Here is an 18,573-nt window from a genome sequence, read left to right as displayed (position 1 = left end):
CCAACCTGCCGTTACGCAGGGCTCACCACGGCAGACCGCATAGGTCGATGGTGCCCAGGGTCGGCGCGCTGACGATGTCGAAGACGTAGGGCGCCATGTGGGTGAACCGGATCCGTCCCTCCGGCTGCTCGCAATAGACCTCGCCCGTGAAGGGCCGCCATTTGCGCGCTTCGTAGAACGCGAAATTGTGCGGCTCGCAGAATAGCAGCGCGAAGCGAACCGCTTCGTTGGCGCGCATGGTGTGCACCGCGGCGTCGATCGCCATGGTCGCATAGCCGCGGCCGCGCCGGTCCTCCCGCGTGCAGACACCGCCGATGCCGCCGACGTGAACCTTCTGCCCGTTCCAGGTGACGGTGCGGAAATAGATGCCGACATGGCAGACGAGACCATCCTCGGGGGTCTCGATCAGCACGCGCAGGTCGGCATTGGCCCATTTGACATGAGCCCAGGGCTGCTTCCCGGCGATATCAGGTCCGAAGACCGCCTGATGCAGCGGCTCCGCCATACGCCACGAGGCGTCGCCGTTCAAAATGTCGATCTCGATGCTCATCGCTCTACCTTTTACATCCTTGGTGGGTTCGTTCTTCCGTAAGCGCCTCAAAGGCAACAATATTTTTTTGGCGATTGCTGACCCCCAACCATGCGATGATTTTGTGCAAACGGCCGAGCAACCGCATCGCGCCTTTTCGCAAATTGGCGGTATTTAACCGCGACGGAACCTTCTATAAGGGGTGACCGTTAAGTCTCGTTCCCCCATCAGTCGCGGACAACAACCCATGACCTTTACGCTGCCCCCACTCCCCTACGCCTATGACGCCCTCGGCCAGTTCATGTCGAAGGAAACGCTCGAATTCCACCACGACAAGCATCATCAGGCCTATGTCACCAACGGCAACAACGCGCTCAAGGGCACCGAATGGGAAGGCAAGTCCCTTGAGGAGATCGTCAAGGGCTCGTTCGGCAAGAACCCCGCGGTGTTCAACAATGCCGGCCAGCACTACAACCACATCCATTTCTGGAGCTGGATGAAGCCCAATGGCGGCGGCACCAAGCTGCCGGGCAAGATCGAGAAGAAGATCAACGAGGACCTCGGCGGCTTCGAGAAGTTCAAGACTGACTTCCAGGCGGCCGGCGTCGGCCAGTTCGGCTCCGGTTGGTGCTGGCTCCAGGTCAAGAACGGCAAGCTCGAGATCTCCAAGACCCCGAACGGCGAGAATCCGCTGGTGCACGGCGCCACCCCGATCCTCGGCTGCGACGTCTGGGAGCACTCCTACTACATCGACTACCGCAACCGCCGTCCCGACTATCTGAAGGCGTTCGTCGAGAACCTCGTGAACTGGGAATACGTCGAGTCCCTGTTCGACAAGGCCTGAGGCTTTACTCGGTCATTCCGGGGCGATGCGCAGCATCGAACCGGGATCTCGAGATTCCGGGTTCGGCTGCGCCGCCCCGGAATGAATGACAGAAACAAAAGGCGGTCGCATGCGCGACCGCCTTTTTGCTTTGAGGAATTCGTCTGTGCCTTGCATGGCCCTGCGCGAGGCGCGCATCGCTCGCGTCATCGTACTGTTTGCATCGCCTGGGCGGAGCCCTTAATCAGGACGGGCATCACCCTCGAGCCGAACGCGCCCGTTGTCAGAACCTTCCCCGAAAGACCCGGCGCTTGCCGAGGATGCGGACTCCGAGCCGCGGCCGGGGCGTGTGCGCAAGCCGATCGGCTGGTCGACCATCATCATCGCGGCCCTGGTGGCGGTGAGCGCGGGTTTGGTCTGGCGGCGTGACGGCGCCGACGGTGTTCTCGACATTCTCACCCACGACCTCTCGCTGTTCGGCGGCATCCTGCCGCGCGTGCTGGCGGGTTGCCTGCTCGGCGCGTTCATCTCCGAGATCCTGCCGCACGAGAAAGTCTCGCGCGCGCTCGGGCCGAAATCCGGCCTGAAGGGTCTTCTGATCGGCACTGCCTTCGGCGCGATCCTGCCCGGTGGTCCCTTCACCGCCTATCCCGTGGCGAGCGCGCTGCTGGCGGTCGGCGCTGATTTCGGTGCCACCATCGCCATGGTCGTGAGCTGGACCTTGATCGGCTATGGCCGGGCGGTGGCCTGGGAAATCCCGATCATGGGCACCGACTTCACGCTGTGGCGCATCGTCATCTCGCTGCCCTTGCCGGTGCTCGCGGGCGCGCTCGGCCGCTTCGTCTATGTCCGGCTTTTTATCCGAAGCCTGCCCTGAAGGACGACGAGAATTGAGCGCCGCGCTTCTGATCGATATCCTGTTGTGGGGCTCGGTGTTCGGCGTCGGCCTGATCGCCTTTCGCCGCGGCCCATCGGTGTTCAAGGCCTCGCTCCGCGAAGGCTCGATGGACTTCATCAACATCGTGCCGCGGATTGCGCTCGGGGTGATCGGCTCCGGCTACATCGCCGCCATCATCCCGCAGGAGGTGATCAGCGGCTGGCTCGGCCCGGACAGCGGCTGGCTCGGGGTCGCGACTGCCGTGATCGCCGGTGCCGCGACGCCCGGCGGCCCGGTGATCGGGTTCTCCATCGGTACGGTGGCGCTGAAATCGGGAGGTGGGGTGCCGCAGGTGGTCGCCTATGTCGTCGCCTGGGCGCTGTTTGCCTTCCAGCGGGTGATCTTGTGGGAAATCCCATTCATGCCGGCCCGTTTCGTCTGGTTCCGCTGTGCGGTCTCACTGCCGTTCCCGTTTGTCGCCGCCGCCATCGCGATGGTAATTGGCAAGCCCTGAGCCCGGCGTGGACAGGGGTAATGTTATAATATAACGTCCAGGCATGGTTCCCGCCGCGTCCCCAGCCAATCGTCACGACCACGCTCATGACCATTCTCATGACCACGGGCATTCGCACGGACACGATCACAGCCACGCCCATGTCCACGGTGCGGCCTCTCCGCATCCGGCTCAGGCGGCGCACTGGTCGATCCTGCGCATGACTATGGCCGCCCGCCTCGCGGCCGCGCTCGCGGTCTGCGCCATGCTCTGGGGCGTGGTCTTCCTGGCAATGAGGTGACCATGGCGGCGCTGCATTTCCGCAACGTTACGCTCGGCTATGACCGCCATCCGGCCGTGCACCATCTCAAGGGTGAGGTCGCGCCGGGCGCGTTGCTGGCCGTGATCGGCCCGAACGGCGCCGGCAAGTCGACACTGCTGCGTGGCATCGTCGGCATCCTCAAGCCGCTCGACGGCAGCATCCATCTCGGCGGGCTCGACTCACGCGATATCGCCTATCTGCCGCAGAGTACGGAGATCGACCGCAGCTTCCCGATCTCGGTGCTGGACTTCGTCGCCACCGGGCTGTGGCGCGGGACCGGCCTGTTCGGCGGCATCGGCAAGGTCGCGCGCGAAAAGATACTCCGCGCGATCGCTTCCGTTGGCCTCAACGGTTTCGAAAACCGCCCGATCGGCACGCTTTCGGGCGGCCAGATGCAGCGCGTGCTGTTCGCGCGCGTGCTGCTCCAGGACGCGCGGCTGATCGTGCTGGACGAGCCCTTCAACGCCATCGACAGCAAGACCACGGCCGATCTGCTGGCGCTGGTGAAGCACTGGCACGTCGAGGGCCGCACCGTGCTCGCCGCGCTGCACGATATGGAGATGGTGCGCACCCATTTCAGCGAAACGCTGGTGCTGGCGCGCGGCCCCGTGGCGTGGGGGCCGACGGCGGAGGTGCTGACGCCGGAAAACCTGATGGTCGCGATGCGGATGTGCGAAGCCTTCGACGACAGCGCCGCCGCCTGCTCGGCCGATGATGCCCGCTCGCGGGCGGCTTGATATCCGATGATCTATGACGCGCTGATCGGCCCGTTCACCGAATTCGAGTTCATGCGACGTGCGCTCGCGGCCGTCATCGCGCTCTCGCTCGCGGGTGCGCCGATCGGCGTGTTCCTGATGCTGCGACGAATGAGCCTGGTCGGCGACGCCATGGCGCATGCGATCCTCCCCGGCGCCGCTGTCGGCTTCCTGCTCTCAGGTCTCAACCTGTTCGCGATGACGGCGGGTGGCCTGGCCGCAGGTTTTGCCGTCGCGATCCTCGCAGGCCTCGTCGCGCGTTCGACCGGGCTTAAGGAGGATGCCTCGCTCGCGACGTTCTATCTGGCCTCGCTGGCGCTGGGCGTGACCATCGTTTCGATCAAGGGCACCAATATCGACCTGCTGCACGTGCTGTTCGGCAATATTCTCGCGATGGACGACCAGACGCTGCTGGTCGTCGCGTTCAACGCCACCGTGACGCTGCTCGTGCTCGCCGTGATCTACCGGCCGTTGGTGATCGAAAGTGTCGATCCGTTATTTTTGCGTACCGTGAGCCGCGCCGGGGGACCCGCGCATCTCGCTTTCCTCGCGCTGGTCGTCATCAACCTCGTCAACGGCTTTCAGGCGCTCGGCACGCTGCTCGCGGTCGGCCTGATGATCCTGCCGGCCGGGATTGCGCGGTTCTGGTCGCGCGATCTCACCGTCATGATCTGCCTCGCGGTCGTCGCTGCCGCCGTCTCCGGCTATGCAGGTCTCGTGCTGTCGTTCCAGACCCGCGTGCCGTCGGGCCCTGCGATCATTCTGGTGGCGAGCGCGCTCTACATCGTCTCCGTCCTGTTCGGCCGGGTCGGCGGCGTCGTCAGGCAACTATTTCCCGGCCGGCATCTGGAAGCGTGACAGCGATGCGGCGCATCCTGCTTTGTGTGCTTTTGCTGATCGCCTCGCCGCTGCACGCCGCGGAACGGCTGAAGGTCGTCGCGAGCTTCTCGATCCTTGCCGATTTCGTTCGCAATGTGGGCGGCGACCGGATCGATCTGACGACGCTGGTCGGCGCCGACAGCGACGTCCACGTCTACACGCCGGCGCCAAGCGATGCGAAGCGGATCGCGGACGCAAAACTGGTCATCGTCAACGGACTTGGTCTCGAGGGTTGGCTGCCGCGCCTCGTGCAGTCCTCGGGCAGCAAGGCGCAGGTGGTCACTGTGAGCGCAGGCATCGCGCCGCTCAAGCTCGGCTCGGCCGCCGACCCGCATGGCTGGCAGTCCGTGCCCAACGCCAAAATCTACGTCACCGGCATCGCCAATGCGCTGGCCACGGTCGACCCCGATGACGCGGAATTCTTCCGCGCCCAGGCCAAGGCCTATCTGGAAAAACTCGAAAGGCTCGACCGCGAGGTCCGCGAAGCCGTGGCCAAAATCCCGCCGGAGCGGCGCAAGGTGATCTCGACCCATGATGCCTTTGGCTATTTCGCTGCTGAATACGGCGTCCAGTTCATCGCGCCCCTGGGCGTCTCCACGGAAACCGAGCCCAGCGCGCGGGACATCGCCACCATCATCGGCCAGATCAAGGCCCAAAAAATCCCGGCCGTGTTCCTGGAAAATATCAGCGATGACCGGCTGATCCGGCGGATCGCGGCGGAGACCGGCTCAAAAGTCGGCGGGACCCTGATTTCCGACGGTTTGACCGGCGAAAAGGGGCCTGCACCCACTTACATTGATATGGTCAGGCACAATATAAAGGCCCTGACCAGCGCGCTTGACCACTAGGGCAGGGGCCACCCCGCCTCGCGTCGCGCGAAAAGCCCGAAGTCCGGAGTTGTTATGTCTGAAGCGACCTCCCCAAAAATTCCCGTGACCGTCCTGACCGGCTATCTCGGTGCCGGCAAGACCACGCTTCTGAACCGCATCCTGTCGGAAAATCACGGCAAGAAGTACGCCGTCATCGTCAACGAATTCGGCGAGATCGGCATCGACAACGACCTCATCATCGGCGCCGATGAGGAAGTGTTCGAGATGAACAATGGCTGCATCTGCTGCACCGTGCGCGGCGACCTCGTGCGCATCATGGACGGCCTGATGAAGCGCAAGGGCAAGTTCGACGCCATCATCGTCGAGACCACCGGCCTCGCCGATCCGGCGCCGGTAGCGCAGACCTTCTTCGTCGACGAAGACGTGCAGAAGAACGCGCGGCTCGACGCAGTCGTGACGGTCGCGGACGCGAAATGGCTGTCCGATCGTTTGAAGGACGCGCCCGAAGCCAAGAACCAGATCGCCTTTGCCGACGTCATCGTGCTGAACAAGACCGATCTCGTCACCAAGGCCGAGCTTGCGGAAGTCGAGGCCCGCATCCGCGCCATCAACCCCTATGCGAAGCTGCACCGCACCGAGCGCTGCTCGGTGGCTTTGGCCGACGTGCTCGACCGCGGCGCCTTCGACCTCGACCGCATCCTCGACATCGAGCCGGACTTCCTGAATGCCGAGGATCATGACCACGACCATGATCATCACCATCACGGTCACGACCATCATCACGATCATGATCACGGCCACGGCCTGAAGCACTATCACGACGAGGACATGCAGTCGCTCTCGCTCAAGACCGACAAGCCGCTTGACCCGAACGTGTTCATGCCCTGGCTCCAGAATCTGGTGCAGGTGGAAGGCGGCAAGATCCTGCGCTCCAAGGGCATCCTCGCCTTCCACGACGACGACGACCGCTATGTCTTCCAGGGCGTGCACATGATGCTGGAGGGCAACCACCAGCGGAAGTGGAAGGATGGCGAGCCACGCGAGAGCCGCCTCGTCTTCATCGGCCGCGAATTGCCGCAAGATCTCATTCGCCAGGGTTTTGAGAGCTGCATCGTCTCGTGATGAAAGAGTTTACGCCGCCTGCCGATTCCGCCTCGATCGTCTCCGTCACCGAGCGCGTCAAGCCGCTCGCGCTCGGGATGGTCGTGACTTCCGTGCATTTCCTTGGCAACCGCGCCGCCTTCGTCGGCGGCGAGGAGAATGTCGCGTTCGTGGATGACCAGGGCGAGATCAGCAAGGTCGCCGTGCACAGCGGCGGCATTCTCTCGGCCGCCTCCGACGGCAAGCGCCTCGTGATGGGCGGCGACGATGGGAAGGTCATGTCGCTCGATACCAAGGGTGAGGTGACGCTGCTTGCGACCGACCCGAAGCGGCGCTGGATCGATGCCGTGGCGCTGCATCCGGACGGTGCCTACGCCTGGTCGGCCGGCAAGACCGCTTTCTTCAAGAGCGGCAAGAGCGAGGAGAAGTCGCTCGAGGTGCCCTCGACGGTCGGCGGCCTTGCGTTTGCGCCGAAGGGCCAGCGTCTCGCGATCGCCCATTACAACGGCGCGACGCTGTGGTTTCCCAACATGACGGGATCGGCCGAATTCCTGCCCTGGGCCGGCTCCCATCTCGGCGTCACCTTCAGCCCGGACAACAAATTCCTGGTCACCACGATGCACGAATCGGCGCTGCACGGCTGGCGGCTTGCCGACAACAGGCACATGCGCATGACCGGTTATCCCGGCCGCGTTCGCTCGATGTCGTGGAGCGCGGGCGGCAAGGCGCTGGCGACCTCGGGCGCCGACACGGTTATCCTGTGGCCGTTCGCCAGCAAGGACGGCCCTATGGGCAAGGAGCCCGCGATGCTCGCGCCGCTCCAGGCGCGCGTGTCGGTCGTCGCCTGCCATCCCAAGAACGACATCTTCGCCGCCGGCTACAGCGACGGCACCGTGCTGATGGTGCGTCTGGAGGACGGCGCCGAGATCCTGGTCCGCCGCAATGGCACCCCGCCGGTGGCCGCGCTTGCCTGGAACGCGAAGGGGACGCTGCTGGCGTTCGCCGACGAAAATGGGGACGGCGGCCTGCTCGAGCTTTAATCCGTCATCGTTCTGAAAGCAGGGCATGGAGCTGCGCCGGCTCAACCGGCGGCGGCGCTGTGGCTTCGGCTGTGGCGGATCCGGCGCCGGCCCGGGTTCCCACCACCACGGGGAGGGAACTGCAGACGGGCGATTTCGTTGATCCCGGACAAAGGCGGTGATCGACATGCCCGGCCATTATGACAAGCGCAGACTGAAGCTCGACCTGATGATCGCGTGCTCGCTGTTCGCAGCAGGGGTCGTGGTTTCAGGCATGTCGCTGGCGCAAATCCGTGCCGAGAGCCGGATGCAGACGGCGCAGGCGACGCCCCCGCTTCAGGGCACGCCGTCGGATGATCAGAACAAGCCTGCGGAAGCCAAGCCCGGCGGCGACCGGCCGACCACGCCGGCCCCGGAGCCCGCGCGACCCGAGCCGCAGACCCAGGGCGCTGCGGGCGCGGCCAAACCGGCATTGCCGCCGGCGCCAGCCGAGAAGATCGCGCCGCCGATCAAGGAGAAGTAGCGAACTCGTCGTTGCAGCGTCATGGCCGGGCTCGTCCCGGCCATCCCACGTCTTGGAGCTGCAGAAGGAAAGTTCGTGGATGCCCGGGACAAGCCCGGGCATGATCGCTGGGTTGTCACCGCACCAGAACGTTCCGGAACTGCCAGGGATCGCTGGTATCGATGTCTTCCGGGAACAGTCCCGGACGATCCGTCAGCGGCGTCCAGTCGGTGTAGTAACCCTTCACCGGGCCGAGATACGGCAACTGGATTTCCAGCAGACGGTCGAAATCCATCTCGTCGGCTTCGACGATGCCTTCGTTGGGATTTTCCAGCGCCCACACCATGCCGCCGAGCACAGCGGAGGTCACTTGCAGGCCGGTGGCGTTCTGGTAGGGCGCGAGCTTGCGGGTCTCCTCGATGGAGAGCTGCGAGCCGTACCAGTAGGCATTGTTGTCATGGCCGAACAGCAGCACGCCGAGTTCGTCGATGCCGTCGACGATTTCGTTCTCATCGAGGATGTGGTGCTTCTCCTGCATCTTCGCCGCGCGGCCGAACATTTCGTGCAGCGACAGCACGGCATCGTCAGCCGGATGGTAGGCATAGTGGCAGGTCGGCCGGTAGACTGCCGTGCCTGATGCGTCGCGCACGGTGAAATAGTCGGCGATCGAGATCGACTCGTTGTGGGTGACGAGGAAGCCATACTGCGCGCCGCGGGTCGGGCACCAGGTACGCACGCGCGTGTTGGCGCCGGGCTGCATCAGATAGATGGCGGCGCCGCAGCCGGCTTCGTGGGTCCGCGCGTTCTCGGGCATCCATTTTTCATGGGTGCCCCAGCCGAGTTCGGACGGCTGCACGCCTTCCGACAGGAAACCTTCCACCGACCAGGTGTTGACGAAGACATCAGGCTCTTTCGGCGACTTGGAGCGCTGGGTGTCGCGTTCGGCGATATGAATGCCCTTGATGCCGGCCTGCCGCATCAAGTCCGCCCATTCGGCCTTGGTCTTCGGCTTGGGCGCATTGAGCTTTAGATCAGCGGCGACATTGAGCAGCGCCTGCTTGACGAAAAAGGAGACCATGCCGGGATTGGCGCCACAGCAGGAGACGGCCGTCGTCGAGCCCGTAGGGCGCGCCTTCTTGGCGGCCAGCGTCGCTTCGCGAAGGGCGTAGTTGGAGCGTGCTTCCGGGCCCTTCGAGGTATCGAAATAGAAGCCGAGCCAGGGCTCGTTGACGGTGTCGATATAGAGGGCGCCGAGCTCGTTGCAGAGCTCCATGATGTCGGTGGAGCCGGTGTCGACCGAGAGATTGACGCAAAAGCCCTGGCCGCCGCCTTCGGTGAGCAGCGGGGTCAGCAACTCCCGATAATTGTCCCTGGTTACGCCCTTTTGGATGAAGCGCACATTGTGCTTCTCGCAATGTGCCTTGCGGCCCTCGTCCTTGGGATCGATGACGGTGACGCGCGACTTGTCGTAATCGAGATGCCGCTCGATCAGCGGCAAGGTGCCTTTGCCGATGGAGCCGAAGCCGACCATGACGATGGGACCGGTGATCTTCGCGTAGATCTGCGAGGCGGGGCTCATGGGATGGTTTCTCCGGAACGTGCTGGCGAACAATGGTGAGGGGTGGATCAGGCGCTGCGGCGCTTGGCGGTGGCTTCGATCTCGACCTTCATCTCGGGCTTGTAGAGCGCCGAGACGACGAGAAGTGTGGCGGCCGGCCGGATCTCGCCGAGGACCTCGCCGCAGACCGCGAAATGCGCGTCAGCGTCCTTGATGTCGGTGAGGTAGTAGGTCGCACGGACGATATCGGCCATCTCGAAGCCACCCTCCTTCAGGGCAGCTTCGATGGTCTTGAAGCAGTTGCGTGACTGGCTCGTGACATCGGCCGGCATCGTCATCGTGGTGTAGTCGTAGCCGGTGGTTCCCGCGACGAAAGCGAACTCGCCATCGATCACGGCGCGGCTGTAGCCGGCGGTCTTCTCGAACGGCGAGCCGGTGGAAATCAGGCGGCGGGACATGGTCGTGGGCCTCGACTGAAGAGGAATTCGTGGGGTTTACGGGCAATTTGCGGGCCTGCGCAACCCCAAAGGAATGGAGCTTGACGCAGGCACAGCCGGGCGTTGCCGCTCAACGCGGCTGGGGTCGTCGCCATCATGGCGATCCCTTAGGCCGCGTGCGCCTGGAGGGCGCGAACTACCCTCCGTTTGGGCAGGGCCGCACCAGTCGGGACGATCATTCCCTTGGCGCCGTCCAGCGCGCCGGTCTGAAATTCGACGGCCAGCAAGCGGTCACGCTCGAACGGGCCGGGCAGCGACAGCTCGCCAGTCTTCTCAGGCGAGAAGCCGAAGCGGGTGTAATAAGCGGCATCGCCGAGCAGGATCACGGCGGCGTGCCCACGCGCCCGGGCGGCGGCCAGCGCTTGTTGCATCAGCGCGGCGCCGATCCCGAGCTCGCGGCAGGCAGGGTCCACCGCCAGCGGTCCGAGGACCAGAGCGGGCCTGCCTCCGGCGCTGACGTGCCACAGCCGCACGGTTCCCACGAGCTTCCCCTCGCGCATCGCGGTCAGCGCGAGGCCGGCTGCGGGTGCGCGTCCGTCACGCAGGCGCTGGCAGGTGCGGCCATGGCGGTTCTCGCCAAAGGACGCATCGAGCAGCGCTTCACGCATCGCAACGTCGGCCGCACGCTCCGCACGGATCGCGAACGGAGCGGCTTTCGAGGTGGGATCAACCTGTGTCTTCCGAAGAGCAGTCATGGCGCGTCAGTCCCCGCTTGAAACGGACGTGCCCAAAGCACGCCGGTCCAAGGCGTCGTCAGAAATCGAAATGTCAGGGTGGGAGCCGGCAAGCCGGCTCCCGGGTTCGTCAGGCCTCGGTAAGAGAGGCGATCAGATGTGGTAGGTCTTCAGCGGCGGAATGCCGTTGAACGCCACCGCCGAGTAGGTCGACGTATAGGCCCCGGTGCCTTCGATCAGCAGCTTGTCGCCGATCTCGAGCGTCACCGGAAGCGGGTACGGGTTCTTCTCGTACAGCACGTCGGCGCTGTCGCAGGTCGGGCCCGCGAGCACGCACGGCGTCATGTCCGCGCCGTCATGCGGGGTGCGGATGGCGTAACGGATCGACTCGTCCATGGTCTCGGCGAGACCGCCGAACTTGCCGATGTCCAGATAGACCCAGCGCACCTCGTCCTCGTCGCTCTTCTTCGAGATGAGCACGACCTCGGACTCGATGATGCCGGCGTTGCCCACCATGCCGCGGCCCGGCTCGATGATGGTCTCCGGAATCTGGTTGCCGAAGTGCTTGCGCAGCGCGCGGAAGATCGAGCGGCCGTAGGTGACCACCGGCGGCACGTCCTTCAGGTACTTGGTCGGGAAACCGCCGCCCATGTTGACCATGGTCAGGTTGATGCCGCGCTCGGCGCAGTCGCGGAACACCTGCGAGGCCATCGCCAGCGCACGGTCCCACGCCTTCACCTTGCGCTGCTGCGAGCCCACATGGAAGGAGATGCCGCACGGCTCCAGGCCCAGACGCTTGGCAACGTCGAGCACGTCGACGGCCATCTCCGGATCGCAGCCGAACTTGCGCGACAGCGGCCATTCGGCGCCGGCGCAGTCATAGAGGATGCGGCAGAACACCTTGGCCCCGGGCGCGGCACGGGCGACCTTCTCCACCTCGGCGGTGCAATCGACTGCGAACAGCCGAATGCCGAGCGCGAAGGCGCGTGCGATGTCGCGCTCCTTCTTGATCGTGTTGCCGAAGGAGACACGGTCGGGCGTCGCACCAGCAGCGAGCGCCATCTCGATCTCGGCGACCGTGGCGGTGTCGAAGCAGGAGCCCATGGAGGCGAGCAAAGCCAGCACTTCCGGCGCCGGGTTCGCCTTGACGGCATAGAACACGCGGCTGTCGGGCAGCGCCTTGGCGAAGGTCTGGTAATTGTCGCGCACGACTTCGAGGTCGACGACGAGGCACGGTTCGGTGTCGAGGCCCTCGCTGCGGCGGTTGCGCAGGAATTCCTGGATACGGTCGGTCATAGCACTCTCCCAAACGGCCCAGCGACGGGGATCCGTTCAAAAAATGACGTCGGATAAGAGCGCTCCGGCCAGATCGCGCGATGGAGGCGCGACGAGCCAAAGACTCACATCAGACTGTGCTGCCGTGGATTGGTTGGGAATGTTCCCGCCCGCACACCTGGCAATGAAGGACAAGCCTTTTCAGTAGCCCGCGCCGGCGTTGGAATGCCGGTAGAGACCAAAAAAGCCCGATCCGTCGTTGCTTTAAGTCGCGTCCCCCGTTGAGAGCGGGGTGCGCCGGTTCGCCTCCGGCTGCCAGTCACGGTTGCAAAGAGCAAAGTCACCTTCGACAAGGCATCTCTTTGAGAGAGATGCTGGACGCTCCGGGTTTGCTTTCGTCTTCCGGCTTGTTGAGCCTTCCGACTTCCGCACTTCCGAAGAGCCCCTCGGCTTCTTCACCCCTTGGCGGCTGTCCGGCCTCTTGTCCGGATACCTACCGACTGACACACGACCACAGGCACGTGCGAAATTGGGCAATCCGCACATAAGTGTTTTGACTCTGGTTCGCAAGAGATTTTTTAGGCTGAGAACAGAATTGCCTAACATCTGCTTGCGCAGCGTTGCGCGAGCGACGGGGAAGATGAACGCGCGTTAAGCTTTCTGCGCGCGCGTGTCCCTCGCGCGCGAGGGAGCGTCAGCCGCGCTTCGTGAACGGCTCGACGCGCTGAGCGGCGCGGATGAAGGCGGTCATCACCAGCACGCCGAGCGCGAACAGCGCGGCCTGAAGGATGTGCGTGCCCTGCTCGCCGAGCCCGAACAGGATCGCGAGCGCCCAGCCGCCGGCAAACGCCGCGCCGAACACCTCGGCACCGATCAGGATGGCGGCGCTGATGACGGTGATGACGCTCGGCCAGGCGATTCGACGGGAAGACGAGGAGTTCGCGTTCATGAGCTCAGTGGTCCCAGGCTTGAAGGGCCGCAATCTCCCCGAAAAGGCAGCCGGGAGCAAGGGCAAATGGCCCAAAAAAGCCCCATCGCGTGCTATAGCTGCCGCAACAATCGAGCCACAAAATTGGGACTTGCGATGTCAGAAACCCGCCAAACTACGGATGCCGAGAGCAACCCGCTGCTGAAGGCGTGGGTGACGCCATTTGCGACCCCGCCGTTCGACGAGATCAAGCCGGAGCACTTCCTCCCGGCGTTCGAGCAGGCCTTCGCCGACCACTCCGCCGAGATCGCAGCGATCACCAACGACCCGACCGCGGCCGACTTCGCCAACACCATCACGGCGCTGGAGCGCTCGGGCAAGCTGCTCAGCAAGATTGCGTCGGTGTTCTACGACCTCGTCTCGGCGCATTCCAACCCGGCCATCCTGGAGATCGACAAGGAGGTTTCCTTGCGGATGGCGCGGCACTGGAATCCGATCATGATGAACGCCGTGCTGTTTGGCCGCATCGCCCAGCTGCACGAGAACCGCGCCAATCTCGGTTTGACACCGGAACAGCTCCGCCTGCTCGAGCGCACCTACACCCGCTTCCACCGCTCCGGCGCCGGCCTCTCCGAAGAGGCTAAGACGCGGATGGCCGAGATCAACGAGAGACTGGCCCAGCTCGGCACCAGCTTCAGTCATCATCTGCTCGGCGACGAGCAGGAATGGTTCATGGAGCTCGGCGAAGCCGACCGCCAAGGCCTGCCGGAGAGTTTTGTCGCCAGCGCCAAGGCTGCGGCAGAAGAACGCGGCATGGCCGGCAAGGCCATCGTCACCCTGTCGCGCTCCTCGGTCGAACAGTTCCTGAAGAGCTCGGCGCGGCGTGACCTGCGCGAGAAGGTCTACAAAGCCTTCACCGCGCGAGGCGACAACGGCAATTCCAACGACAACAACGCGACCATCGTCGAGGTCCTGAGGCTGCGCGAGGAAAGCGCCAATCTCCTGGGTTACCCTACCTTCGCGGCCTACCGGCTGGAGGATTCCATGGCCAAGACGCCGGAAGCGGTGCGCGGACTTCTGGAGCGGGTGTGGAAGCCGGCAAGGTCGCGGGCTCTCGCAGACCGCGACGACATGCAGGCGCTGATCACCGAGGAGGGCGGCAATTTCAAGCTCGCCCCCTGGGACTGGCGCTTTTATGCCGAAAAGCTGCGCCTTCAGCGCGCCAATTTCGACGACGCCGCGATCAAGCCCTATCTCGCGCTCGATCACATGATCGCCGCCGCCTTCGACTGCGCGACGCGCCTGTTCGGCGTTACCTTCGAGGAGCGCAAGGATGTGCCGGTCTGGCATCCGGACGTCCGGGTGTGGGAGATGAAGGGGCGGGACGGCAAGCACAAGGCGCTGTTCTATGGCGACTACTTCGCCCGGCCGTCGAAGCGCTCCGGCGCCTGGATGACCTCGCTGCGTGACCAGCAGAAGCTCGACGGCGAGGTCTCGCCGCTGGTCCTCAACATCTGCAACTTCTCCAAGGGTGCGGACGGGGAACCCTCGCTGCTGTCGCCCGACGATGCCCGTACCCTGTTCCACGAGTTCGGCCACGGCCTGCACGGCATGCTCTCCAACGTGACCTATCCGTCGCTGTCGGGCACCTCCGTGTTCACCGACTTCGTCGAGCTGCCCTCGCAGCTCTACGAGCATTGGCAGGAGCGGCCGGAAGTGCTGCAGCAGTTCGCGCGGCATTACCAGACCGGCGAGCCGCTGCCCGACGATCTGCTGCAACGGTTCCTGGCCGCGCGAAAATTCAACCAGGGTTTTGCCACGGTCGAGTTCGTCTCCTCGGCGCTGATCGATCTCGAATTCCACACCCAGCCGGCCTCCGCCGCGCAGGATGTCCGCGCCTTCGAGAGACGCGAGCTGGAGAAGATCGGCATGCCCGAGGAGATATCGCTGCGTCACCGGCCCACGCAATTCGGTCACATCTTCACCGGCGACCATTATGCCGCCGGCTATTACAGCTACATGTGGTCGGAGGTGATGGACGCCGACGCCTTCGGTGCGTTCGAGGAGGCCGGCAACATCTTCGATCCTGAGGTCGCCAAGCGCCTGCACGACGACATCTACTCGAGCGGCGGATCGGTCGACCCGGAAGCCGCCTATGAGGCCTTCCGCGGCCGGCCGCCGGAGCCGGACGCACTCTTGCGCCGCCGCGGCCTGCTCGACGCGCCCAAGGCGGCCTGATGGGTATGCGGGCCCTGTTCGGAGTGCTGCTCGCCGCCGCCCTGTCGCTTGCATCAGGCGCGGCGGGGGCGCATCCGCATGTCTGGATCAGCGCGACCAGCGAGCTGCTCTACGCTGAGGACGGTACCATCACCGGCGTGCGGCACGCCTGGACTTTCGACGACATGTTCTCTGCCTATGCGGTGCAGGGGCTCGAGGCCAAGGCCAAGGGCGCCTACACGCGCGAGGAGCTCGGCCCGCTGGCGCAGACCAATGTCGAATCGCTGAAGGAATATGCCTACTTCACCTTCGCGCGAGCCGACGGCAAGAAGGAGCGATTCCAGGAGCCGGTCGACTATTTCCTCGACTACAAGGATACGGTCCTGACGTTGCACTTTACGCTGCCGCTGAAGAATCCGGTCAAGCCCAGGCAACTGATGCTCGAAGTGTTCGACCGCTCCTTCTTCATCGACTTCCAGATGGCCAAGGACAATCCGGTCAAGCTGGTCGGCGCGCCCGCCGGCTGCCAGATGAAGCTGGAGCGCCCAAGCGACGGCACCGCGAGTGCCCAGAAGCTCAACGAGCAGACGTTCATGAACGGCGAGAATTCGAATTTCGGCCTGATGTTCGCCAACAAGATCACGGTGGATTGCCCTTGAAGCCGCAACTCGCCCCGCTCGCCCGCGGGCTGCTCGCCTGTGCCGCCGCTCTGCTGGTCGTGGGTGTGATCGATGCCGCACTCCACGACCTCCTCGCGCAAAACCCCTTTGGCGCGCCCCGCCCGGCGCAGGCCGCGGAACCCCAGGCCAGCGGCATCATCGGCTGGTTGTTGGCGAAACAGTCGGAATTCTATCGCCAGATGTCGGCGACCATCCGCGCCGCGAAGACCGACGGCTCGGCGGTGTGGACGCTGCTCTTCATCTCGTTTGCTTACGGCATCTTCCACGCGGCCGGGCCCGGCCATGGCAAGGCGGTGATCGCCTCCTATCTCGTCGCCAGTCGTGAGACTGCCCGGCGCGGCATCGCGCTGTCGTTTGCCTCGGCACTGATGCAGTCGCTGGTGGCGATCCTGATCGTCGGTATCTCGGCCTGGGTGCTGAATGCGACCGCCAAAACCATGTGCAAGGCGGAAGGCGCGATCGAGATCGCGAGCTATGGCCTGATCGCGCTGTTCGGCCTGCGCCTGGTCTGGGTCAAGGGCCGCACTTTCATCCGCGGCCTCCAGGCGGTTCAACCAGTGCCGGCGATCGCGGGCGTGCCGCATGATCATCATGATCACGGTCAGCACCATCACGATGCGCACGATCATCATCACCACGAGCATGACCACGTCCATGACGAGCATTGCGGACATTCCCACGGCCCCACGCCGAGCGAGCTCGCCGGCCCCGGTGGCTGGGGACGCGGCTTCGCCGCGATCCTGACCGTCGGCATCCGTCCCTGTTCGGGCGCCATCCTGGTGCTGGTGTTTGCGCTGGCCCAAGGCCTGTTCTGGGCCGGCATCGCCGCGACCATGCTGATGGGGCTCGGCACCGCGATCACGGTCGCGGCCATTGCGGTGGTCGCCGTCTCCGCCAAGGACATCGCCGGCCGCCTGAGCGCCGGGCGCGACGGCGGCGGCGCACTGGTCATGCGCGGCATCGAATTCGTCGCCGCCGGCCTCGTGCTGCTGTTCGGCGCGGGCCTGTTGCTGGGTTACGTCGCGGCCGAACGGACGACGTGTTTTTGAGTTTTTTCCTCTCCCACATGGGGAGAGGCAGAAAAAGCCTCACACCGGCAGAAACCGCTTCAACACCGGCATGAAAAATATCCCGAGATTGATCGCAAAGCCGATGCTCCAGAGGATCGAGCGCAGCGTCGGGCGGTTGCCGAGATAGGTCAGCACATAGGCGATCCGTACGATCAGGAACAGCGCCGCGAGCTCGTCGATCAGGCGCTGCGGCGAATCCCTGTATTCGGCGAGCAGCACCGCGAAGGCGAAGAACGGAAAGGTCTCGATCCCGTTCTGGTGCGCGCCGAGCGCGCGCTGCGCGATGGCGTCCTCGAAGAAGGCTGGGTCGCGCGGCCGCGAATTGTCGAAGCCGCGAAACCGGATCCATTTGATCGAGACGATCGTCGACAGATAAAGCAGCAGCGCTCCGAAGACGCACCATTCCGCGAGTGTCATCTTCCCTCCCCCGCTCGGGTGCGACCCTAGCGAAACAGGCCTCATCTTGACAAGTTCGGGGCAACGCGCGACGCAACGATACATGACGACAATTGCCCCCATCGCAGCCGCGAAGCCCGCCGTCCGGTCCAGTCTGCCGCGCGTCGGCGTGCTCCTGGTCAATCTCGGCACGCCCGATACGGCCGATGCGCCCGGCGTGCGGGTCTATCTCAAGGAGTTCCTCTCGGACGCCCGCGTCATCGAGGACCAGGGCCTGATCTGGCAGTTGGTGCTCAACGGCATCATCCTGCGTCGCCGTCCCCGCACCAAGGCGCTCGACTATCAGAAGATCTGGAACACCGAGAAGAACGAGTCGCCGCTGAAGACCATCACGCGGTCGCAGAGCGACAAGCTCGCGGCCGCGCTGTCGGACCGTGACCACGTCGTGGCGGATTGGGCGATGCGCTACGGCAATCCCTCGATCAAATCGGGCATCGATGCGCTGATCGCGAAGGGCTGCGAGCGCATCCTCGCCGTGCCGCTCTATCCGCAATATTCCGCCCCGACCTCGGCGACGGTCTGTGACGAGGTGTTCCGCGTGCTGGCCCGCCTGCGGGCGCAGCCGACGCTGCGGGTGACGCCGCCTTATTACGAGGACGAGGCCTATATCGAGGCGCTCGCCACCTCGATCGAGACGCATCTTGCGAGCCTGCCGTTCGAGCCGGAGCTGATCGTCGCATCCTTCCACGGCATGCCGAAATCCTATGTCGACAAAGGCGATCCGTATCGTGGCCAATGTGTCGCCACCACCGAGGCGCTGCGCCGCCGGCTCGGGATGGACGAGACGAAGCTGCTGCTGACCTTCCAGTCGCGCTTCGGCAATGACGAGTGGCTGCAGCCTTATACCGACAAGACCATAGAGCGTCTGGCGAAAGAGGGCGTACGCCGCATCGCGGTGGTCACGCCCGGCTTTTCCGCCGACTGCCTGGAGACGCTGGAGGAGATCGCGCAGGAGAATGCCGAGATCTTCAAGCACAATGGTGGCGAGCAGTTTTCCGCGATCCCCTGCCTCAACGACAGCGAACCCGGCATGGATGTGATCCGCACGCTCGTGCTGCGCGAGCTCCAAGGCTGGATTTGATAAGGGC

Annotated in this window: 21 protein-coding genes; 14 read left to right on the top strand and 7 right to left on the bottom strand. The window is 64.5% G+C overall.

What is annotated here, in order from left to right:
- Window positions 1–22: 22 nt before the first annotated feature.
- Window positions 23–550 carry a GNAT family N-acetyltransferase gene (locus tag IVA88_RS15475; RefSeq protein ID WP_247498104.1) on the bottom strand — a complete coding sequence of 176 codons (528 nt, stop codon included), beginning with the start codon at window positions 548–550 and terminating at the stop codon, window positions 23–25.
- A 226-nt stretch (window positions 551–776) separates the two neighbouring features.
- Here IVA88_RS15475 and IVA88_RS15470 point away from each other — a divergent pair, with 226 nt between their 5' ends.
- The 10 genes from IVA88_RS15470 (at window position 777) to IVA88_RS15425 (ending at window position 8,151) form a co-directional block, all read left to right on the top strand.
- The gene (locus IVA88_RS15470) at window positions 777–1,373 is read left to right on the top strand and encodes a superoxide dismutase (RefSeq protein ID WP_007597204.1); all 597 of its coding nucleotides are present in this window, start codon (window positions 777–779) and stop codon (window positions 1,371–1,373) included.
- Window positions 1,374–1,632: 259 nt separating this feature from the next.
- Window positions 1,633–2,229, top strand: coding sequence for a permease (locus tag IVA88_RS15465; protein ID WP_247498103.1), 597 nt, complete (start codon window positions 1,633–1,635; stop codon window positions 2,227–2,229).
- Between the two features lie 13 nt (window positions 2,230–2,242).
- The gene (locus IVA88_RS15460) at window positions 2,243–2,743 is read left to right on the top strand and encodes a hypothetical protein (RefSeq protein ID WP_247498102.1); all 501 of its coding nucleotides are present in this window, start codon (window positions 2,243–2,245) and stop codon (window positions 2,741–2,743) included.
- A 43-nt stretch (window positions 2,744–2,786) separates the two neighbouring features.
- Complete coding sequence (locus IVA88_RS15455) at window positions 2,787–3,023, top strand: hypothetical protein (RefSeq protein WP_247498101.1); 237 nt, start codon at window positions 2,787–2,789, stop codon at window positions 3,021–3,023.
- A gap of 2 nt (window positions 3,024–3,025) precedes the next feature.
- Window positions 3,026–3,781, top strand: a complete 756-nt coding sequence (locus tag IVA88_RS15450; RefSeq protein ID WP_247498100.1) for an ABC transporter ATP-binding protein — start codon at window positions 3,026–3,028, stop codon at window positions 3,779–3,781.
- A gap of 6 nt (window positions 3,782–3,787) precedes the next feature.
- On the top strand, window positions 3,788–4,657 hold the full coding sequence (locus tag IVA88_RS15445) for a metal ABC transporter permease (RefSeq protein WP_247498099.1): 870 nt from the start codon (window positions 3,788–3,790) through the stop codon (window positions 4,655–4,657).
- A gap of 5 nt (window positions 4,658–4,662) precedes the next feature.
- A complete protein-coding gene (locus IVA88_RS15440) occupies window positions 4,663–5,526 on the top strand; it encodes a metal ABC transporter substrate-binding protein (RefSeq protein ID WP_247498098.1) in 864 nt (287 codons plus the stop codon).
- A gap of 54 nt (window positions 5,527–5,580) precedes the next feature.
- Window positions 5,581–6,630 carry a GTP-binding protein gene (locus IVA88_RS15435; RefSeq protein ID WP_247498097.1) on the top strand — a complete coding sequence of 350 codons (1,050 nt, stop codon included), beginning with the start codon at window positions 5,581–5,583 and terminating at the stop codon, window positions 6,628–6,630.
- Window positions 6,630–7,649 (top strand): WD40 repeat domain-containing protein, encoded by a 1,020-nt coding sequence (locus tag IVA88_RS15430; protein ID WP_247498425.1) that lies wholly within the window; start codon window positions 6,630–6,632, stop codon window positions 7,647–7,649. The genes IVA88_RS15435 and IVA88_RS15430 overlap by 1 nt, the downstream gene beginning before the upstream one ends.
- A gap of 166 nt (window positions 7,650–7,815) precedes the next feature.
- Window positions 7,816–8,151, top strand: coding sequence for a hypothetical protein (locus tag IVA88_RS15425; protein ID WP_247498424.1), 336 nt, complete (start codon window positions 7,816–7,818; stop codon window positions 8,149–8,151).
- Between the two features lie 115 nt (window positions 8,152–8,266).
- On the opposite strand, the gene IVA88_RS15420 is transcribed toward IVA88_RS15425, so the two are convergent.
- From IVA88_RS15420 to IVA88_RS15400, 5 genes are all read right to left on the bottom strand, one after another.
- Window positions 8,267–9,709, bottom strand: a complete 1,443-nt coding sequence (locus IVA88_RS15420; RefSeq protein WP_247498096.1) for a homospermidine synthase — start codon at window positions 9,707–9,709, stop codon at window positions 8,267–8,269.
- Between the two features lie 47 nt (window positions 9,710–9,756).
- Window positions 9,757–10,146 carry a RidA family protein gene (locus IVA88_RS15415; protein WP_247498095.1) on the bottom strand — a complete coding sequence of 130 codons (390 nt, stop codon included), beginning with the start codon at window positions 10,144–10,146 and terminating at the stop codon, window positions 9,757–9,759.
- 146 nt (window positions 10,147–10,292) lie between these two features.
- Window positions 10,293–10,880, bottom strand: coding sequence for an N-acetyltransferase (locus IVA88_RS15410; RefSeq protein ID WP_247498094.1), 588 nt, complete (start codon window positions 10,878–10,880; stop codon window positions 10,293–10,295).
- A gap of 132 nt (window positions 10,881–11,012) precedes the next feature.
- On the bottom strand, window positions 11,013–12,155 hold the full coding sequence (locus tag IVA88_RS15405) for a type III PLP-dependent enzyme (protein WP_247498093.1): 1,143 nt from the start codon (window positions 12,153–12,155) through the stop codon (window positions 11,013–11,015).
- Between the two features lie 673 nt (window positions 12,156–12,828).
- Entirely contained in the window at window positions 12,829–13,083 is a 255-nt protein-coding gene (locus IVA88_RS15400) for a hypothetical protein (protein ID WP_247498092.1), read from the bottom strand.
- 135 nt (window positions 13,084–13,218) lie between these two features.
- Here IVA88_RS15400 and IVA88_RS15395 point away from each other — a divergent pair, with 135 nt between their 5' ends.
- Genes IVA88_RS15395 through IVA88_RS15385 form a run of 3 tightly spaced genes read left to right on the top strand, consistent with a single transcriptional unit; the run spans window position 13,219 to window position 17,008 of the window.
- Window positions 13,219–15,300, top strand: a complete 2,082-nt coding sequence (locus IVA88_RS15395; RefSeq protein ID WP_247498091.1) for a M3 family metallopeptidase — start codon at window positions 13,219–13,221, stop codon at window positions 15,298–15,300.
- Window positions 15,300–15,938: a DUF1007 family protein gene (locus tag IVA88_RS15390; RefSeq protein ID WP_247498090.1), complete on the top strand. Its 639-nt coding sequence runs from the start codon at window positions 15,300–15,302 to the stop codon at window positions 15,936–15,938. Before IVA88_RS15395 ends, IVA88_RS15390 begins: the two co-directional genes overlap by 1 nt.
- The gene (locus tag IVA88_RS15385; RefSeq protein ID WP_247498089.1) at window positions 15,935–17,008 is read left to right on the top strand and encodes a nickel/cobalt transporter; all 1,074 of its coding nucleotides are present in this window, start codon (window positions 15,935–15,937) and stop codon (window positions 17,006–17,008) included. Before IVA88_RS15390 ends, IVA88_RS15385 begins: the two co-directional genes overlap by 4 nt.
- A 39-nt stretch (window positions 17,009–17,047) precedes the next feature.
- Here IVA88_RS15385 and IVA88_RS15380 read toward each other — a convergent pair whose 3' ends face one another.
- Window positions 17,048–17,446 carry an MAPEG family protein gene (locus IVA88_RS15380; protein ID WP_247498088.1) on the bottom strand — a complete coding sequence of 133 codons (399 nt, stop codon included), beginning with the start codon at window positions 17,444–17,446 and terminating at the stop codon, window positions 17,048–17,050.
- 82 nt (window positions 17,447–17,528) lie between these two features.
- Between IVA88_RS15380 and hemH the strand changes: the two genes are divergently transcribed.
- Window positions 17,529–18,566, top strand: a complete 1,038-nt coding sequence (gene hemH, locus IVA88_RS15375) for a ferrochelatase (protein WP_247498087.1) — start codon at window positions 17,529–17,531, stop codon at window positions 18,564–18,566.
- The last annotated feature ends 7 nt before the right edge of the window (window positions 18,567–18,573 follow it).

It is taken from the genome of Bradyrhizobium sp. 149, from assembly GCF_023073915.1.
Classification (GTDB): Bacteria; Pseudomonadota; Alphaproteobacteria; order Rhizobiales; family Xanthobacteraceae; genus Bradyrhizobium.
The sequence above is the reverse complement of the archived record's forward strand: the minus strand, read 5'-3'. Positions and strand labels throughout refer to the sequence as shown.